Origin of the sequence: Acinetobacter sp. neg1 (assembly GCF_000788125.1) — a bacterium.
GTDB classification, from domain to species: Bacteria; Pseudomonadota; Gammaproteobacteria; order Pseudomonadales; family Moraxellaceae; genus Acinetobacter; species Acinetobacter vivianii.
The window spans coordinates 178,771-194,082 of the sequence record NZ_JSZD01000012.1 but is presented as its reverse complement, the minus strand read 5'-3'; the positions used below and the strand labels follow the sequence as shown (position 1 = coordinate 194,082).

Sequence of the window (15,312 nt, the reverse complement as noted above, 5' to 3'; positions counted from 1 at the left end):
CATGATAACATCAGAAAATCCAACAAATAAACGGACTGTTCCTGCTGTTTCTATCAAAACTGCTTGCACAGGGGTATCAAACAAAGCAAATGAGCTAGGCATGCGACCTATGCAAGAACGTGCCTTTGAAAACCGGGGGGAACAATACTTATTAATTAAGTCTCCACCTGCTTCAGGTAAATCACGTGCATTGATGTTCATTGCCCTAGACAAGTTAGCCTATCAAGGTATTCAACAAGCTTTAATTGTTGTTCCTGAACGTTCTATTGGAAGTAGCTTCGCAGATGAAGAACTGACTAAGTACGGTTTCTGGGCAGATTGGAAAGTACAACCACACTGGAACTTGTGCAATGCTCCAAATGCCGATGATGAAAAAGTTGCTAAATCAAAGGTAAAGGCTGTCGGTGAATTCCTAGCGAGTGATGACAAAGCATTAGTTTGTACACATGCAACATTTCGTTTTGCAGTAGAAGAACTTGGGGTTGAAATTTTTGACAATCGGCTGATTGCAATTGATGAATTCCACCATGTAAGCAGCAACCCTGATAATAAATTAGGTAATCAATTAAGCCAGTTTATTGAGCGTGATAAAGCTCATATTGTGGCAATGACAGGTTCATATTTTAGGGGTGATTCAGAGGCTGTACTCTCTCCGACTGATGAAAATAAATTTGAGACTGTTACTTATACTTACTATGAACAATTAAATGGTTATAGCTATTTAAAAGCACTCGATATTGGTTATTTCTTCTATACAGGAAAATATACCGATGCTGTAATGAAAGTATTAGATCCTAGCCTAAAAACCATTATCCATATCCCAAACGTCAACTCCAAAGAAAGTACCAAAATTGGTAAACATCTTGAAGTTGAACATATCATGGATGAGCTAGGCACGTGGAAAGGTGTAGATGATGAGACAGGATTTCATTTAATCGAGATCACGACCGAATTTGGTAATAAACGTACTCTAAAAGTTGCAGACCTTGTAGATGATAGTGATGCAGCTAAGCGTTCCAAAGTATTAACAGCACTCAAAAATCCTACGCAGCGTTTTAATCGTGACCATGTTGATATCATTATTGCCTTAGGTATGGCTAAAGAAGGATTTGACTGGATTTGGTGTGAACATGCTCTCACTATTGGTTACCGCAGTAGTTTGACGGAAATTGTGCAAATTATTGGTCGTGCTACACGTGATGCCGAAGGTAAATATCGTGCTAAATTTACCAATTTAATTGCTGAACCAGATGCCTCAGAAAAACTTGTGGTTGAGGCAGTCAATGACATGCTAAAAGCGATTGCTGCAAGCCTATTGATGGAACAAGTACTCGCCCCTCGTTTTGAGTTCACGCCCAAAGATCAGGGTGCTTTAGATGGCTTTGATTATGGTGAAGATGGTTACCAGAAAGGTAAAAATAATATAGGTATTAATGATAAAACTGGACAAGTCCATGTTGAAATCAATGGCCTTAAAAAACCTGAATCTGAAGAAGCTAATCGAATCTGTAAGGAAGATTTGAATGAGATCATCACAGCCTTTGTACAGAATAAATCAGCAATCGAACGAGGCTTATTCGACCAAGAAAATATTGTTCCAGAAGAGCTAACACAATTAGCATTGGGTAAAATTGTTCAGGAAAAATACCCGGAGCTAGAAGCTGAAGATCAAGAAGCAGTTCGTCAACAGGCAATTGCAGCTTTCAACTTAATTCAACAAGCAAAGAAAGAACTTAAACAAGCACAGGAAACGCTTGGCGGAACTACTCCCCAATTTACAGATCCTGATAACAAACCTGAATCAAATTTAGCCTTTATTCAAGGCGTAAAGAGGTTTATAAATGTCAGAGATCTTGATATTGACTTAATTGATCATATCAATCCATTTGAATCAGCTTATGCTGTACTTTCAAAAGCAATGGATGAAGCTACCTTAAGACAAGTCCAAGCACATATCTCAGCTAAGCGTATCAACCTAAGCCCTGAAGAAGCAAAAGAATTGGCAATTCGAGCTGTACAGTTTAAAAAAGAGCGAGGTCGTTTGCCTGATATTAACTCTCAAGATGCTTGGGAAAAAAGGATGGCAGAAGGTGTTGCAGCTTTTGCAAGATTCAAAGCACAAGAAAAAGCAAAATCTGGTATTTGATAGTGGACAATAAGTGATGAAACGTCTTTCAGATGAACAGATTCTAGATGAACTAGAAATCGAACTTGAGTTAGAATCTACTAAGACTTTAACTCCGTTAGAAGAACGTCTATTTTCTGGGTTTGAGGAAATTAATGTTTTCTATGAAACTCATCACCGAGTTCCATCCCTTAATGATGATGCAGATATCTTTGAAAAATTATGTGCATCTCGTCTTGAAAAAATTAAACAGAACTCTGCAATGAGTTCTGTTGTAGTCCATCTCGATAAATTCGAACTATTAGGTTAAACAAGGTAAATTTTATGGCTGATATTTCTGATGATGATTTGCTATCAGAATTAGGTATAGATTTAGCACCAGTAAAACAGGTGACCTATACAGCCAAAGAAGAGCGCCTAATTTCTGGGTTTGAGGAAATTATTCAATTCTACGAAAAAAATGAAAGAGTTCCATCGAACTCAAATGACGCTGATATTTTTGAACGTCTCTATGCTGTCAGACTTGATCAGCTTAGGAAATTGCCTGAAGCCAGATCTCTTTTAGAGGAATTTGATCAATATAATCTATTAAATAGTTCTACTTCCGAACCATCTAATATGCCTAAATTAGAGGATGATGACTTACTCTCTGAATTAGGAATTGAAGTTGAAAGTGAAGATAATATTCTGACACTACAACATGTTAGACCACAAAAAGAACGCGAAGCAAGTGAGTTAATTGCGACTCGAAAAGTTTGCCTAGACTTTCCTATATTTAACGAAGTTTTTAAACAAGTTGAAAAGGACCTAGAACAAGGTCTCCGTTTAACAAAACCTTTTGGTAAAGATGCAAGTATTCAATTAAATGATTTATTCATTTTAGATGGACAAATTGTATATGTAGCTGAAATAGGAGAATATTTCAAAGCTCCGAATGGACAAAATGACGCTAGAATGAGAGTGATATACTCAAATGGTACAGAAAGTAATTTGCTAATGCGTTCTCTGAAAAAAGCTCTATATGATGATATAGCTGGGAGACGGATATTAGTTACAAAAAATGTAGGACCTCTATTCAATTCAAGTAATTTATCAGAAAAAGATACTGATATTGAAGTCAAAAGCGGCTCAATATATGTGTTACGCAGCCTATCTGATAATGAGTTTATCAAGGCAAATAGACATGTACTACATAAAATTGGAGTAACTACTGGTAAAGTAAATAAGCGAATCACAGAGGCTAGAAAAGACCCAACCTATTTGCTCGCTGATGTTGAACTTATCGCAACTTATTCACTTCATGAAAATATTGTACCCCAAAGATTAGAAAAGCTTATTCATAAAGTCTTACAATCAGCGCAGCTTGATATTGTCATTGAAGATAGATTTGGAAACCCTGTTAAGCCTCAAGAATGGTTCTTAGTTTCTCTTAATATTATTAATGACATTATTGATCACATTAAAAACGGTTCTATTGAGACTGTTTACTACGATGCAGAAAAAGCTCAGTTAATTTCCACATCTGAATAGCTTTTTTTAAGATTATTTTCTTTATAGAGTAAACTTCATCATATAAAGTAATAATTATATTATGCAAGTTTTCACTACTCATTACTAACAATAATGTCCATAACTATTTTCATTTAATATAAATTTGTTTGTAAGTTAAATGAAGATATCTATATTCTTTTCAAGGGGCTAGGGATATAAATTTTTAGAGATATTTTCTAGAATATTTACAAGTTTATTTGGCATCAACCACATTATTTAGCTCATATGCCCATCATCAACACTAAGGAGGTTCACTAATACAATTTCTAATCATCATCAATTATCCTCCAACTTCTACGATTATTAAGAAATGGGAGGATATGTAGCTAGATTACGATTATGTTGATTGTCATTAGAATCAGATTAGGTATTAATCCATCTTGATCCATAATTTTGCTATTGATAATGATCAGCAGAGAGTAACTGGCGGATTTCACTTGCCATTTGAGGACTGCGCCAAGGGAATAGTACTTTTAAGCTATAGTTAGGTTTAAATTGATCTCTTGTTCCAATATTGACTTGGAACTCCCGCTTCATTGGTGTTCGATATTCACGCTGATTAACATGTGTTCCCATCATCGGGTTACTGATCACGGTAGTGGTGGTTCTGAAGCGATCTTCAACCAAGTTGTAATGACCTACAGAGGTAATGTAATCAAAAGGATATTTAACTAAACGTTGATCAGGCTGATCAAACAGGATGATGGTTTTATCCTGACTGTTAATCCAGACTCCACGATTTTGATAATTAAAGGTTTCACCCTGACGTTTCAGTTGCCCGGTCATCCCATCAAAGAAAGTATTTCCATATTGATAGAGGTAGTAGATGATCACAAACCAGAATAGATCAAAACCAAAGAAGATATATGCAAAAGCGCCAAAAGAAAAAATCTTGGCAACAATTAAAAAGATCACAATCGGTAAGACTACACACTTTAAAAATAGCTTGGATTTCTTTGGGTAGTTTTCGATTGGAATGATTTTTGGTTTGGTTAATTCAGTCATAGTTATTCCCACACATGTTTAATGCAATAACTCACAATCACAAGGAGGACATAAAAATAGGTATTTTTTATAGGCGTGACTTAGCCATCCACCTTATGAATTGTTCTATTTAAAAATGTTGCTTTTAATACAGCTAATTAAGAATTAGCTCTGTATTCCCCATTGTCTGAAATAACGAGGCTGAGCATGTGGCGAGGCACAGATGAGAAAAAATGAATGAGACATGATAAATTCCTATATGCGAATAAAGGTTCTACCAAATCACTGTCAAATGATGGTGGTAGAACAAAGAGGGGGTTGACAGACTGGGCATATAGAACCAGCACGCACGAAGCGTCCCCCTCCCGTTCTACCGCAAAGGGGGAACACGAGGGTTTCGCACATAAACCCACACTTGAAAAAGTATGAATCAGGTACGCTATACGCCACGGCCTGTCAAAACCGACTGACAATTTAGGTCAGCAAAGGAATGATAGTTTTAAGCAGCCGCTCAGTCAATTACTTTGATTCTTAGCTCAATTAGAAAGTATCTTGATCATCGAATTAATCACTTATTCTTCATATTTAGGGTCAAAATTAATCCGAACTTTTCTTGCTCATCGGTTCATTTAACTTAGTAATACTTAGTCCATACTTGTGGGCGTTGTATTGCCACACTACAAACTGTTCCAATAGCATAGCGTTCTCTTTTTCCAATCTTGCATTCTTAGCTTCCAAAGCCTCAATTTTAGTTTGAGCAATTTTTAAACTAGCAGGCAATTTCTGTGTTGAATTATTTTTAACCTGCGTAGCTTTGGGTTTTTTGCATTGATCATAGGCATTCTTTACCCGCACATATTTCTGTAAAGTTTGACGAGTTGGTGCAGGCACAAGTTCGAGCTGTAGCTCAATGGCCTGACATAGCCGCTCCCAAGTCAATTTCTGATCTAAAGGCCAATAATCAAGAAGCTCAACAATATTCTCGATGTCTTTATCGGTTAAATGCTGTGCCATATCAAATCCATAAATCCATTTGCAATGCAGGACTGAGCAAATGTGGTTCGTCCTCTATCTTTTTCCGTTGAGTATTCTCAATAACGGGGATACGTTTAAGACCTGCTTTTTGATACGCTAAATCGAGATGTGTAACATCTTCAGAAGGGGGCAAACTCAAAGGTGTTCCATCGGGAATGTTTGGATCATCCAGTAGAGCAATCATCTGTTCACAACGTTTAATTGTAAGCTCTCTAGTGTGCAACCAGACCGTTGAACCAGTAACATTTTTACTAACAGCCTCCTTATCCTTTGCCCATAAGATTTTTTCTTTTCTAAGTCGATCTTGAAGCCGTTTTTTCTTTTCATCATCCCCCTTAATACAGACATGCTCTGTACAATTAAGACAGTTTCTATACTTTAGGCAGGGTTCATCAATATAAGAATGTGTACAAAGTCCAAACTCGGTAGTATGCATGGACAATGTTGTTTTGGTATTTAGCTCTTGCAGAGTTCGAGGTGTAGCTATTTGGAATGTAAATGTACTATCAGTATTTACTGTACCAACCTCATTTTTCTGCATCTCAATTAAGCCATAATTACGATCTTCAACCGAAGTATGGTCATATACTCGATTTTGCTTCATATCAGCCCGCCCTGACCATTTAGCGAGTAACATGCTATCCATTCCATTGGTATTTGCTATCGTATTGAGAAGATGCCTAAATTGATGGGTAGACACACTGTAGTCACCATATCCCCACCGTTGGAAAATGGATTGAACATTTACTAACTCATCACGTCCTTTCTTCTTTTTTTTCGTGGGAGATAAATCCTCATTTAAAGTATCAATATGTGGCATCCATAATTCTGAAAAAATGGTTAATTTATCACTATGAAATTGGTTTGCGAAACTACAAAATAAAGCTTCTGACCACTTAACCTTAACTCCATTACCAGTTTTAAAAGGTACATAAGGAAAGCCTTGGGGTAGCCTCCTTCGCAGAATAATATTTAAATCATTCAGACTGACTTCGTAATCACTAATAGGAATATCACGAGTTATTAAAAATTGTCTTCCACTGTTATTTGCTTGACGAGCATCCAATAGTGACGCATCAAAGCCCATTGCCATCAATACTTCACTACGTTTTAATAATTGATGATCCCGCACATCAGGACAAAGCTCATGTCTTGGAAATTTATCACTTGTTTCAAGCAAATATGCTAAATGTCTAGGCTTTTCTGACATCTTAATCAAACGTTCAATAGCCCGTTTTACCGTTGGGATCATGACACTTGGAATGTATTTAATGTCATGCCCATAATTTTTCTGTGCATACCACCTAATACCTAATACTGTCTCAATATTAGAACCATCTGCTGTAAGCCCTAAACTGCTCTTAGAAAGCGTTTGGACTTCTTCCTCATGGATACAATTATGCTTTAAGAAAAATAGCTCTGATGCTCGTTCTGGCGCAGCTAGAAGCAAACTCACAGCACTGGTGACAAAAATATCTCTATCAGACAATTCTGAATCTTTCCGTGAGAAAATATCAGCTAATGCAAAAATAGCATCCTCATCAGGAAGTTTAGAAGCTCGATGTTCCTCTGACTCTGCATCTAACACAATTGATTTTTCAGAAGGCTTTTTAATTGGATTTTTCCATTCTGGTAAAACAACTATTTTTAATTGGCGAAGAAAATCCAATAGAATCTTTAATTGTCTACCTACATGGTAAGCAGAACTCGCTTTATAATTTACTTTTGCATTTTCAGCAGCCAAGTCAAAATCGGCAATAGCCAATTTAGTTAAATCAACTTCACCATATCGGTCTAAGCATATTTGTTCTATTGCCCGAATTGAAAGAATTGTATCTTGGGTTTTTAACTTACCCTTAATTTTCTGATACTTAACATACGCTTTGGCAAATTCTAGAATTGAATGATGCAAAAGATTTTCAGATAATCTATCTTTGGATGAAATACCCGTTTTGACAAAGTTGACTTCACCTTTCCAATAATTCTCATCAAATCTAATATCTTCATTTAATTCTGATAACTGTTTAACAAAATCAATAAACCGCTTAATTTCGGAATAAGGAGATTGAATTTTGTCAGATGGGAAATATATTAAATCATCCATGATTGAACTCCTCACAAGCATCAATTACTTGCTGAACGGCAATAATTGTTCGGTCATTCACAGCAGCGACCTCAAGGCTACACCCCATCGTAATTAGATCATCCCGTTCTTTAATTAATTGCTCTAGAACCAGATGATGCGGTGCATTTGCCCAAGGCATAAACTTGCTACACAGATAACATGCGATTGGCGCATAATCGTTACAGTATTGATGCGTACCACATGAGCCAACGTCACAATCCTGTTCTACACAAGAAATTCGATTAGCATCTTTAATTTTTGATTGGGCCTCCATCTCATCCTTTACAACTTTCCCCTGAAAAGCATCTGCATATTTGCGTAAACTTTCATCCATGATAGATGAAATTTGTTGAGCAATTTCAGGAACACTTTCTACATAGCAGTGTGCATTCTGGGTATCATGATGATCTAACAGCTTTGCAATAACATTCACGCCTGCTTTTTGCCTAGCAGCATTTGTTCCAAGCGTATAGCGAAACCTATAAGCATTAACAAATATTGGCTTACCTGTTTCCCTTGAACGAACACCAAGCTTTCTTACCGCATCTTTTAATTTTTGAGTTAGTTGAACCGTAGGCAAATGAATAATTTCATTCGGTAAAATCTTCAAAATTTCCTTTTCATCGCCCCAATCTAACTCTGTTAATTTTTCAAGATCATAAAATAATGGTAGTTCATCAACTTCCTGTTTTAATAATTCTCGATTAATTGCATTACTCAATGTTTGTTCCAGAATCCGAATATGCTCAAATAAAATTTGAGCGATACTTTCACGAATTCCAACTTCACTAAAAGCAAATCGGAATCCACTAGCACCTCTAACTTTAGCTCTCGGAATGTTAAGTATATGAACTTCATTTTTATCATTAAAATTATACTTATCCGATACGTATAAGTCTTTTATCTTTAATCCTGCAATTTGGATTGGTCTTCTACCAGTCGCACAGAAAATACGAATTAAAGCAGCCTCGTAATATGAAATCTTATTTTCTGCTAAATATTCGTTGGTTCTAGTGATAATTGCTTGAAATTCAAAGGGGCTAAATGGGCCTTCATCTGGATCAAGGGAAAGGACTGCTACTCCTTTGTCATTGCCACTTAATCTCCATGAATCTATTAAATCGTAAATTTCACCATCTACTGAGGAATAACCCAAATCATAGAGTTTTTTTAAAAAAACTCTAAATTTTGCTAACTTATATTCGTATTTTTTATCATTATAATAGTTTTTATATTCTAAAATTCCTTTTAAAGTAATTTCTGACTCTCCCGTCAGATCGGGATACTTAAGTGCATAGCGGATCATTTCTGTAGCATGTGTGCTTGAGCTATATTTAGCAAAGTGTATAAAGGTATTTAAAACATCAGACCTAACTTCCTCCGAAAATTTCGAGAGATTCGACATATTTACTTGCTGGTTAATATCTAACACCCATATATCATCATAAATATCAACTTTATAACCTTTAAATGAGGTAAAGGTATTTTGTAATTCATCGAAACTATCGATTTGGATTGATTTATTCATTTTCATCCTCAAATTTTTCCTGGATAATTAAACCAAACTCTACGGCACGCTTATTCTCTGCACGCCTTGAATATCTTCTTGCGCTTTGTGAGTTAGGTATCCACCCCATCAGATATGCACGATCATTTTCAACTTGTGATTCTGTGGTTTTGCCTGTTTCCACTAGGATTTGTGACTTCTCAGAAAATTTATCATTCCAAGTATGTCTAAATGCATGAGCATGTACATTGAATAGAACAACTTTAGAAATTTCATAAAATATTTTATCTAAAGCATTGATTGATAAAGGCTGGCCTTTATTTGATAAAATCAAAAAGTCTGTTAGCTCTGCATTAGGTACTGTTGACCTATAATTTAAAATATAAGTTTCTAATTTTTTCTTCAGATTTTGATTGACTGCAATTGATCGACTTCTAGTTTTAACCAAAGGTTGATATAACCTAGAATCACTTACATCATGAGGATTACGCTTAATAGTAAGATACGATGTACCACCTTGAGAAAGGGTTATATCTGTGATCTTTAAATTTAATAATTCACCTTTACGACATCCAAGATATAAAAACAAATAGATAATTAGCTCATTTCTATAAGTAAGATAATCTGATGTCCAGCTACGATTCTGATTATCAGGATCAATCGTCTTGAAAATTTCATTTAATTGATCACTATCAAAAGATTTGTATTCAGACTGAATATCCATGGACTTACGAGGTCTACGAGATTTTAACAAACGTTTTGTACTTGTTATTGCTGATGAATGAAGATGCGTCTCAAACCATCCAATATATTCAGCAAAATTAGTTAACCGCCTATATATTAATTGTTTAGATACATAGTCCTGAGTAACAACCAATTTTGCTCTAGATCGCTCTTTATTTTTACTTTTTGGAAAACTTATGATCTTTGTTTTTGAATCTGCTCCACCTAATCGACTGCGACTGAAATTGGTTAAATTTACTATAGCTTCTATTTCGTTTAGTTTTAAAAAATCTTTACTTTTTATCCTTTGTTCCAAGTCAATTCCTAACTTATCCAACAACTGAAAGAGCAACTTAATATCTTCCAAAAAAGCAGAAATTGTATTGATTGATTGACCACGATTTCTTAAATGAATGATCGTGTATAAATTTGGATAAGTCATAGGAACACCATCACTATTCAAAAGAACAGCAAATCTCTCTCCACTACTCATTACAAATCTTTTAACAGACATCATAGTTAAATTTAACAAAATATCTAAGTATTAAATATCATAAGATATAAGTAAAAAAATTTACAGAACCATTTCTGGTATCTGTAAATTTTATTTGTAACTAACTGCTAATAAAGAATAATTTAATAAACTTTACAAAACATAGTCTCTAGGGTGTACTAGAACGGTAAGTCGTCATCTAAGTCCGCAGGTGCTGCAGCCGGTTGAGGTGCTGCTTTTGGTGTATTAAAACCATTACCTGCTTGAGGGCTACCCGCATAATTGCCTTGGTTGCCGCCGTTAAAGCCGCCATTCTGATTGTTATTATTGTTATAACCCGTGTTTTGGTAGCCGCCGCCTTGATTATTATTGTTGTTAAAGCGTGGTTGATTAAAATCGCCACCGCTTTGCTCACCTTGCTGACGCGTATCAAGCATTTGCATCTGGTCGCCACGGATTTCAGTGCTATAACGTTCCTGACCATTCTGGTCTGTCCATTGACGTGTACGCAATGAACCTTCGATATAAACTTTTGAGCCTTTACGTAGATATTGTTGAGCAATTTCCCCTAAACGGTTATGCAACACGATACGATGCCATTCCGTTTGCTCTTTACGTTCACCCGTACTTTTGTCCATCCACGACTCACTCGTTGCAATCGAGAATTGAGTGAGAGAACCTCCGTTCGGGAAGGTTTTTGTTTCTGGATCTCGTCCTAAAGTACCTACTAAAATAACTTTATTCACACCACGCATTAGCTGTCTTCATCCTATATATTTATATGTTTCACTTTATAAGAGTTATGATCAAATGGCTACCTCTTTGCCAATCAAGTGCGTTAAATCTTGTCGCCCAGCATCATCTATGCACTGTTTATCGACTTTAATATAAGCAACTTGTTGTTCAGGCATCACCACGACTTCTTCAATACCACGAATTGCCAAAAGTTTTGAAGTCCATTCGTCAGTTTGTACCGTCTGAGGTAAAGGCAATACAATTGAGGATAGATATCTTGGCTGTGCCAATCCAAAACTAATCAGCAGCCATATTATAGCAATCCCAGTCAACACACTCCACCCGAGCGCAGTATTCTGCATCATCAAAAGTTGCCCGCCCAAGGTACCACCAAAGAAAGCGCCGAGGAACTGGCTACTGGCATTCACCCCCATCGCAGTCGCTTTTGACTGGATCGGCGCGGCCTTAGACAACCATGATGGCAATAACGCTTCCATCACGTTAAATGCAATAAAGAATAGGCCTAATCCAGCCAGTAACACGTATTTTGATTCATAGCCAAAAATCAGAATCAGTAAGCCGCCGATAATCCCTGCAATTGCGGTAAGGAAAATGCCACGCATCTTGCGATATTTTTCCGCGATGATGATGCTTGGAAAGGCAAAGAATAGGCTGATAACCAAGAGCGGCAAATAGACTAAACCATGCTTTGCCAATGGAATTCCTGCATATTCAATGAGCTGTGAAGGCACATAAATAAACATCGCAGTCAGCAATAAATGCAGTGCAAAAACAGAGACATGCAGACGATTCAGCTCGCCCATCTGGATGACTTGCTTCAGCTGATTCAGATAGCCCTGCTGGTAGTTTCGATGATGTCGCGTGACTTTAGGTACAAGCAATAGCATTGCAATCGCTGCCAAGCCCATAATCGTGGTCACAAAGAATAGACCAGAAATACCTACCAGACTGGTGAGCCACGGTCCCAAACTGAAAGCCACCACAAAAGACATTCCAATACTCATGCCCATAGCAGCCATGGCTTTGGTACGTTGTTCTTCTCGTGTGACATCTGCCAGTAATGCCATCACCACCGCTGAAACTGCACCTGCACCTGCAATGGCACGACCAATAATCACGCCATAAATGGTGTCCGATAAACCTGCAATTGCCCCACCGATTGCAAACAGCAACAGTCCAAGCACCACCAGAGGCTTACGACTAAAACGGTCTGCCAGTAAGCTAAATGGAATCTGTAAAATTGCCTGTGTTAAGCCATATACCCCGACCGCAAGACCAATTAAGGCTGGCGTCGCATATTGATAGGATTGTCCTGCCACTGAAAAGACAGGAATAATCATGAACAAGCCCAACATGCGTAAGGCAAAAATGCTACTTAAGGCAAAGGTTGAACGGCGTTCTAAAGCATTCATTGTTGATAAGACACTATAACTGGCTCAGCGAATTATAAGCCATTCGCTTGCAAAGGTTGTAAGTTAGATCATGAAAATCACAATCTTTCTTTAGGGAAAAAATAAAGGAGCGACATTCGCTCCTTTACTTAACATAGCTGTTCAAGCTGAAAACAAGCTTAAGAGGCCTGATGTTCCCGCTTGCTGTACTGGATCGAGGCAATCACCGCCCAGACAATAAAGGCCACACCGATCAAGCCGGTCACGATTTCAGGTACGTGCAAGCCAGTACCGCTAGCGATCATGATAAATGCCAAAGCACCAATCGCATAATGCGCGCCATGTTCAAGGAAGATATAAGCATCCAATGTGCCTTTCTCTACCAGATAAATCGTCATCGAACGGACAAAGATCGCACCAATCGCAAGGCCTAGCATGATGATCACGACATCGCTGGTAATCGCGAAGGCACCAATCACACCATCAAAACTGAATGATGCATCAAGTACTTCGAGGTAAAGGAAACCACCAAAACCCGCTTTCACTACACCTGTCGCTGCGCCATTTGAGTCATGAGTCACAGCATTGCCATTTTCATCAATTTCAGGTTCGCCACCGAGTAAATGACTCAAAACTTGTACACCGATATACACCACGATGCCCCAGATACCCGCCATAGTCACGGCCAAACGAGATGATTCTTCTACGTTTGCAGCCATAATAATCATCGCGATCAAGGCAAGGAAAACCGACATTGCAGGCACGCTAGCCAAATGCGCCAGTTTTGCTTCTAACCATTTAAACCAATGGGTTTCTTTGCCATCATCAAAGAAGAAGTTCAGGAATACCAGCAATAAGAACGTTCCACCAAAGGCTGCAATTTCAGCATGATGCTCCATTAAACGTTCTGAATAGGTTTTTGGATCATTTAAGGCCAATTTTGCAACTTCGATCATGCCCATATCTGCCGTCACGGCAACGATCACTACAGGGAAAATCAAACGCATACCAAATACGGCAACCAAGATACCAACGGTTAAGAAAATCATCTTCCAGAAATGATCCCAGCCACGTAGAACCGAGGCATTTACAACCGCATTATCAAACGATAAAGAGACCTCCATTACCGCCAGAATCGCAGTAATCGTCAAGGCTTTGAGCATGGTGGCTACGCCTGCTTCAGGCCCGTGCGTATAGCCCCAGTAGGCCGATAGTGCAAGACACACGACCGTAAAGAAAATTGAGAAACGAAAATGCTTCATGAGCAGCCTTTTATTCAAATAGTCGGGTTATAAAAATGTGTCTATTGTAGGCGAGTTTGAGTGGAAATAGACAAAAGATTGTTGCACTTATTTTGAAGAAAATTTTATCTCCAGCAGACTCTGCTATAGTGCTGGCAGGTTTATTTATCGTGTTTTTTAATAGGTTCAATCCATGACGTTTTCTCAAGATGTTTGGCAACGTAATCAAGACTTATATCAAAAAATATTAGCATTGCCTTTTAATCAAGAACTTGCAGCAGGGACATTAGATCGTAAAGTCTTTTGTCACTATGTCATTCAAGATGCGCATTACTTATTGGCCTATGGTCGTGCACTGGCTGTGGCTGCGGCAAAAGCCTATGAAGCCGATGATGTGATCCAGTTTTCTGAAGCAGCAAAAATCGCCATTATTGTAGAACGCAGTTTGCATAATGATTTTATGCAGGAATTTGATGTGAGCAAAACCGAGTTTGAGAGTACGCCGCTTACGCTTGCTTGCCATCATTACACTTCTTTCCTTACTGCAACAGCATGGTCAGAGAGCTATCCTGTCATTTTGGCTGCCTTGCTGCCATGTTTCTGGATTTATGCCGAAGTGGGCAAAGACATTATCAACCAATCTGTTGAAAATAATCCGTATCAGGCATGGATCGACACCTATGCAGGTGAGGAATTTAATACCGCAGTACGTAACGTGATTGCAACTGTAGATAAAGTGGCTGCACGTTGTGATGAGGATACCTTAGCGAAAATGCATGCCGCCTATACGATGGGTGCAAAACTGGAATGGTTATTCTGGGATAGCGCCTATCAGCAACGTCAATGGCTAGGCCTGGATCAGGCTTAAGTCCCTTCCCCTGCACTTTTCTCTAGACATAAAAAAGCCCCAATTAAGGGGCTTAGTCGTATATCGTATCGTCCGATATACTGTATGAGGCTCATCTCAAACTGGGCGCATTAAAACATAAATCCGTCCAGTTGCCTACTTATATCTCTCGACTAAAAAACATTCACCACAATTAAAGCAATCAATGCCGGTACAGCTTGAATGTAAATAATCTTCTTGCTGGCAGTCAAACCACCATAGATTCCAGCGATCAGCACACAACCCAAAAAGAAATTGGCAATCGTAATGGCATAGCTTGCAGGTGCAAGTAATGACCAGAATAAACCTGCTGCAAGAAAACCATTATACAGCCCCTGATTTTGTGCCAACACTTTGGTGAGCTGTGCTTTTTCCAGACTATTGCCAAAGGCTTTTAAACCATAAGGCTTGTCCCACAAAAACATTTCCAGCACAAGAATATAGACGTGTAATAAGGCAATGAGTCCAATCAATAACGATCCAATCATCTGATTA

Annotated in this window: 13 protein-coding genes; 4 read left to right on the top strand and 9 right to left on the bottom strand. The window is 37.9% G+C overall.

The genetic code is table 11. From position 1 onward, the window contains the following. The first annotated feature begins 1 nt into the window (after position 1). The 3 genes from PJ15_RS09360 to PJ15_RS09350 are packed head-to-tail and all read left to right on the top strand — an operon-like array spanning position 2 to position 3,655. Positions 2-2,146, top strand: coding sequence for a DEAD/DEAH box helicase (locus PJ15_RS09360; RefSeq protein ID WP_047430138.1), 2,145 nt, complete (start codon positions 2-4; stop codon positions 2,144-2,146). A 16-nt stretch (positions 2,147-2,162) separates the two neighbouring features. Continuing rightward, complete coding sequence (locus PJ15_RS09355; RefSeq protein WP_047430135.1) at positions 2,163-2,435, top strand: hypothetical protein; 273 nt, start codon at positions 2,163-2,165, stop codon at positions 2,433-2,435. Positions 2,436-2,449: 14 nt separating this feature from the next. Beyond that, the gene (locus PJ15_RS09350; protein ID WP_047430132.1) at positions 2,450-3,655 is read left to right on the top strand and encodes a GIY-YIG nuclease family protein; all 1,206 of its coding nucleotides are present in this window, start codon (positions 2,450-2,452) and stop codon (positions 3,653-3,655) included. A gap of 417 nt (positions 3,656-4,072) precedes the next feature. On the opposite strand, the gene PJ15_RS09345 is transcribed toward PJ15_RS09350, so the two are convergent. The 8 genes from PJ15_RS09345 to PJ15_RS09305 all read right to left on the bottom strand — a co-directional run bounded on the left by PJ15_RS09345 (position 4,073) and on the right by PJ15_RS09305 (position 13,952). Further along, a complete protein-coding gene (locus tag PJ15_RS09345) occupies positions 4,073-4,681 on the bottom strand; it encodes a hypothetical protein (RefSeq protein WP_047430129.1) in 609 nt (202 codons plus the stop codon). Positions 4,682-5,257: 576 nt separating this feature from the next. Continuing rightward, positions 5,258-5,674 (bottom strand): hypothetical protein, encoded by a 417-nt coding sequence (locus PJ15_RS09335; RefSeq protein WP_047430123.1) that lies wholly within the window; start codon positions 5,672-5,674, stop codon positions 5,258-5,260. 1 nt (position 5,675) lies between these two features. After that, positions 5,676-7,799: an integrase gene (locus tag PJ15_RS09330; protein ID WP_047430120.1), complete on the bottom strand. Its 2,124-nt coding sequence runs from the start codon at positions 7,797-7,799 to the stop codon at positions 5,676-5,678. After that, entirely contained in the window at positions 7,792-9,348 is a 1,557-nt protein-coding gene (locus PJ15_RS09325; RefSeq protein ID WP_047430227.1) for a site-specific integrase, read from the bottom strand. The genes PJ15_RS09330 and PJ15_RS09325 overlap by 8 nt, the downstream gene beginning before the upstream one ends. Further along, complete coding sequence (locus PJ15_RS09320) at positions 9,341-10,567, bottom strand: site-specific integrase (RefSeq protein ID WP_047430117.1); 1,227 nt, start codon at positions 10,565-10,567, stop codon at positions 9,341-9,343. The genes PJ15_RS09325 and PJ15_RS09320 overlap by 8 nt, the downstream gene beginning before the upstream one ends. Positions 10,568-10,722: 155 nt before the next feature. Beyond that, entirely contained in the window at positions 10,723-11,298 is a 576-nt protein-coding gene (gene ssb / locus PJ15_RS09315; protein ID WP_004776192.1) for a single-stranded DNA-binding protein, read from the bottom strand. Positions 11,299-11,349: 51 nt separating this feature from the next. Continuing rightward, positions 11,350-12,711 (bottom strand): MFS transporter, encoded by a 1,362-nt coding sequence (locus tag PJ15_RS09310; protein ID WP_005260109.1) that lies wholly within the window; start codon positions 12,709-12,711, stop codon positions 11,350-11,352. Positions 12,712-12,869: 158 nt separating this feature from the next. Further along, positions 12,870-13,952 carry a DUF475 domain-containing protein gene (locus PJ15_RS09305; RefSeq protein ID WP_047430113.1) on the bottom strand — a complete coding sequence of 361 codons (1,083 nt, stop codon included), beginning with the start codon at positions 13,950-13,952 and terminating at the stop codon, positions 12,870-12,872. Between the two features lie 172 nt (positions 13,953-14,124). On the opposite strand from PJ15_RS09305, the gene tenA reads away from it, so the two are divergent. Beyond that, the gene (gene tenA, locus PJ15_RS09300) at positions 14,125-14,799 is read left to right on the top strand and encodes a thiaminase II (protein ID WP_047430110.1); all 675 of its coding nucleotides are present in this window, start codon (positions 14,125-14,127) and stop codon (positions 14,797-14,799) included. Positions 14,800-14,951: 152 nt separating this feature from the next. On the opposite strand, the gene PJ15_RS09295 is transcribed toward tenA, so the two are convergent. Beyond that, on the bottom strand, positions 14,952-15,305 hold the full coding sequence (locus PJ15_RS09295) for a DUF1304 domain-containing protein (protein ID WP_047430107.1): 354 nt from the start codon (positions 15,303-15,305) through the stop codon (positions 14,952-14,954). Between the last annotated feature and the right edge of the window lie 7 nt (positions 15,306-15,312).

Coding starts and splice junctions, on each gene's coding strand:
- PJ15_RS09330 (WP_047430120.1), bottom strand. CDS start 7,799: ATGGATGATTTAATATATTTCCCATCTGACAAAATTCAATCTCCTTAT.
- PJ15_RS09355 (WP_047430135.1), top strand. CDS start 2,163: ATGAAACGTCTTTCAGATGAACAGATTCTAGATGAACTAGAAATCGAA.
- PJ15_RS09320 (WP_047430117.1), bottom strand. CDS start 10,567: ATGATGTCTGTTAAAAGATTTGTAATGAGTAGTGGAGAGAGATTTGCT.
- PJ15_RS09305 (WP_047430113.1), bottom strand. CDS start 13,952: ATGAAGCATTTTCGTTTCTCAATTTTCTTTACGGTCGTGTGTCTTGCA.
- tenA (WP_047430110.1), top strand. CDS start 14,125: ATGACGTTTTCTCAAGATGTTTGGCAACGTAATCAAGACTTATATCAA.
- ssb (WP_004776192.1), bottom strand. CDS start 11,298: ATGCGTGGTGTGAATAAAGTTATTTTAGTAGGTACTTTAGGACGAGAT.
- PJ15_RS09295 (WP_047430107.1), bottom strand. CDS start 15,305: ATGATTGGATCGTTATTGATTGGACTCATTGCCTTATTACACGTCTAT.
- PJ15_RS09310 (WP_005260109.1), bottom strand. CDS start 12,711: ATGAATGCTTTAGAACGCCGTTCAACCTTTGCCTTAAGTAGCATTTTT.
- PJ15_RS09335 (WP_047430123.1), bottom strand. CDS start 5,674: ATGGCACAGCATTTAACCGATAAAGACATCGAGAATATTGTTGAGCTT.
- PJ15_RS09360 (WP_047430138.1), top strand. CDS start 2: ATGATAACATCAGAAAATCCAACAAATAAACGGACTGTTCCTGCTGTT.
- PJ15_RS09345 (WP_047430129.1), bottom strand. CDS start 4,681: ATGACTGAATTAACCAAACCAAAAATCATTCCAATCGAAAACTACCCA.
- PJ15_RS09350 (WP_047430132.1), top strand. CDS start 2,450: ATGGCTGATATTTCTGATGATGATTTGCTATCAGAATTAGGTATAGAT.
- PJ15_RS09325 (WP_047430227.1), bottom strand. CDS start 9,348: ATGAATAAATCAATCCAAATCGATAGTTTCGATGAATTACAAAATACC.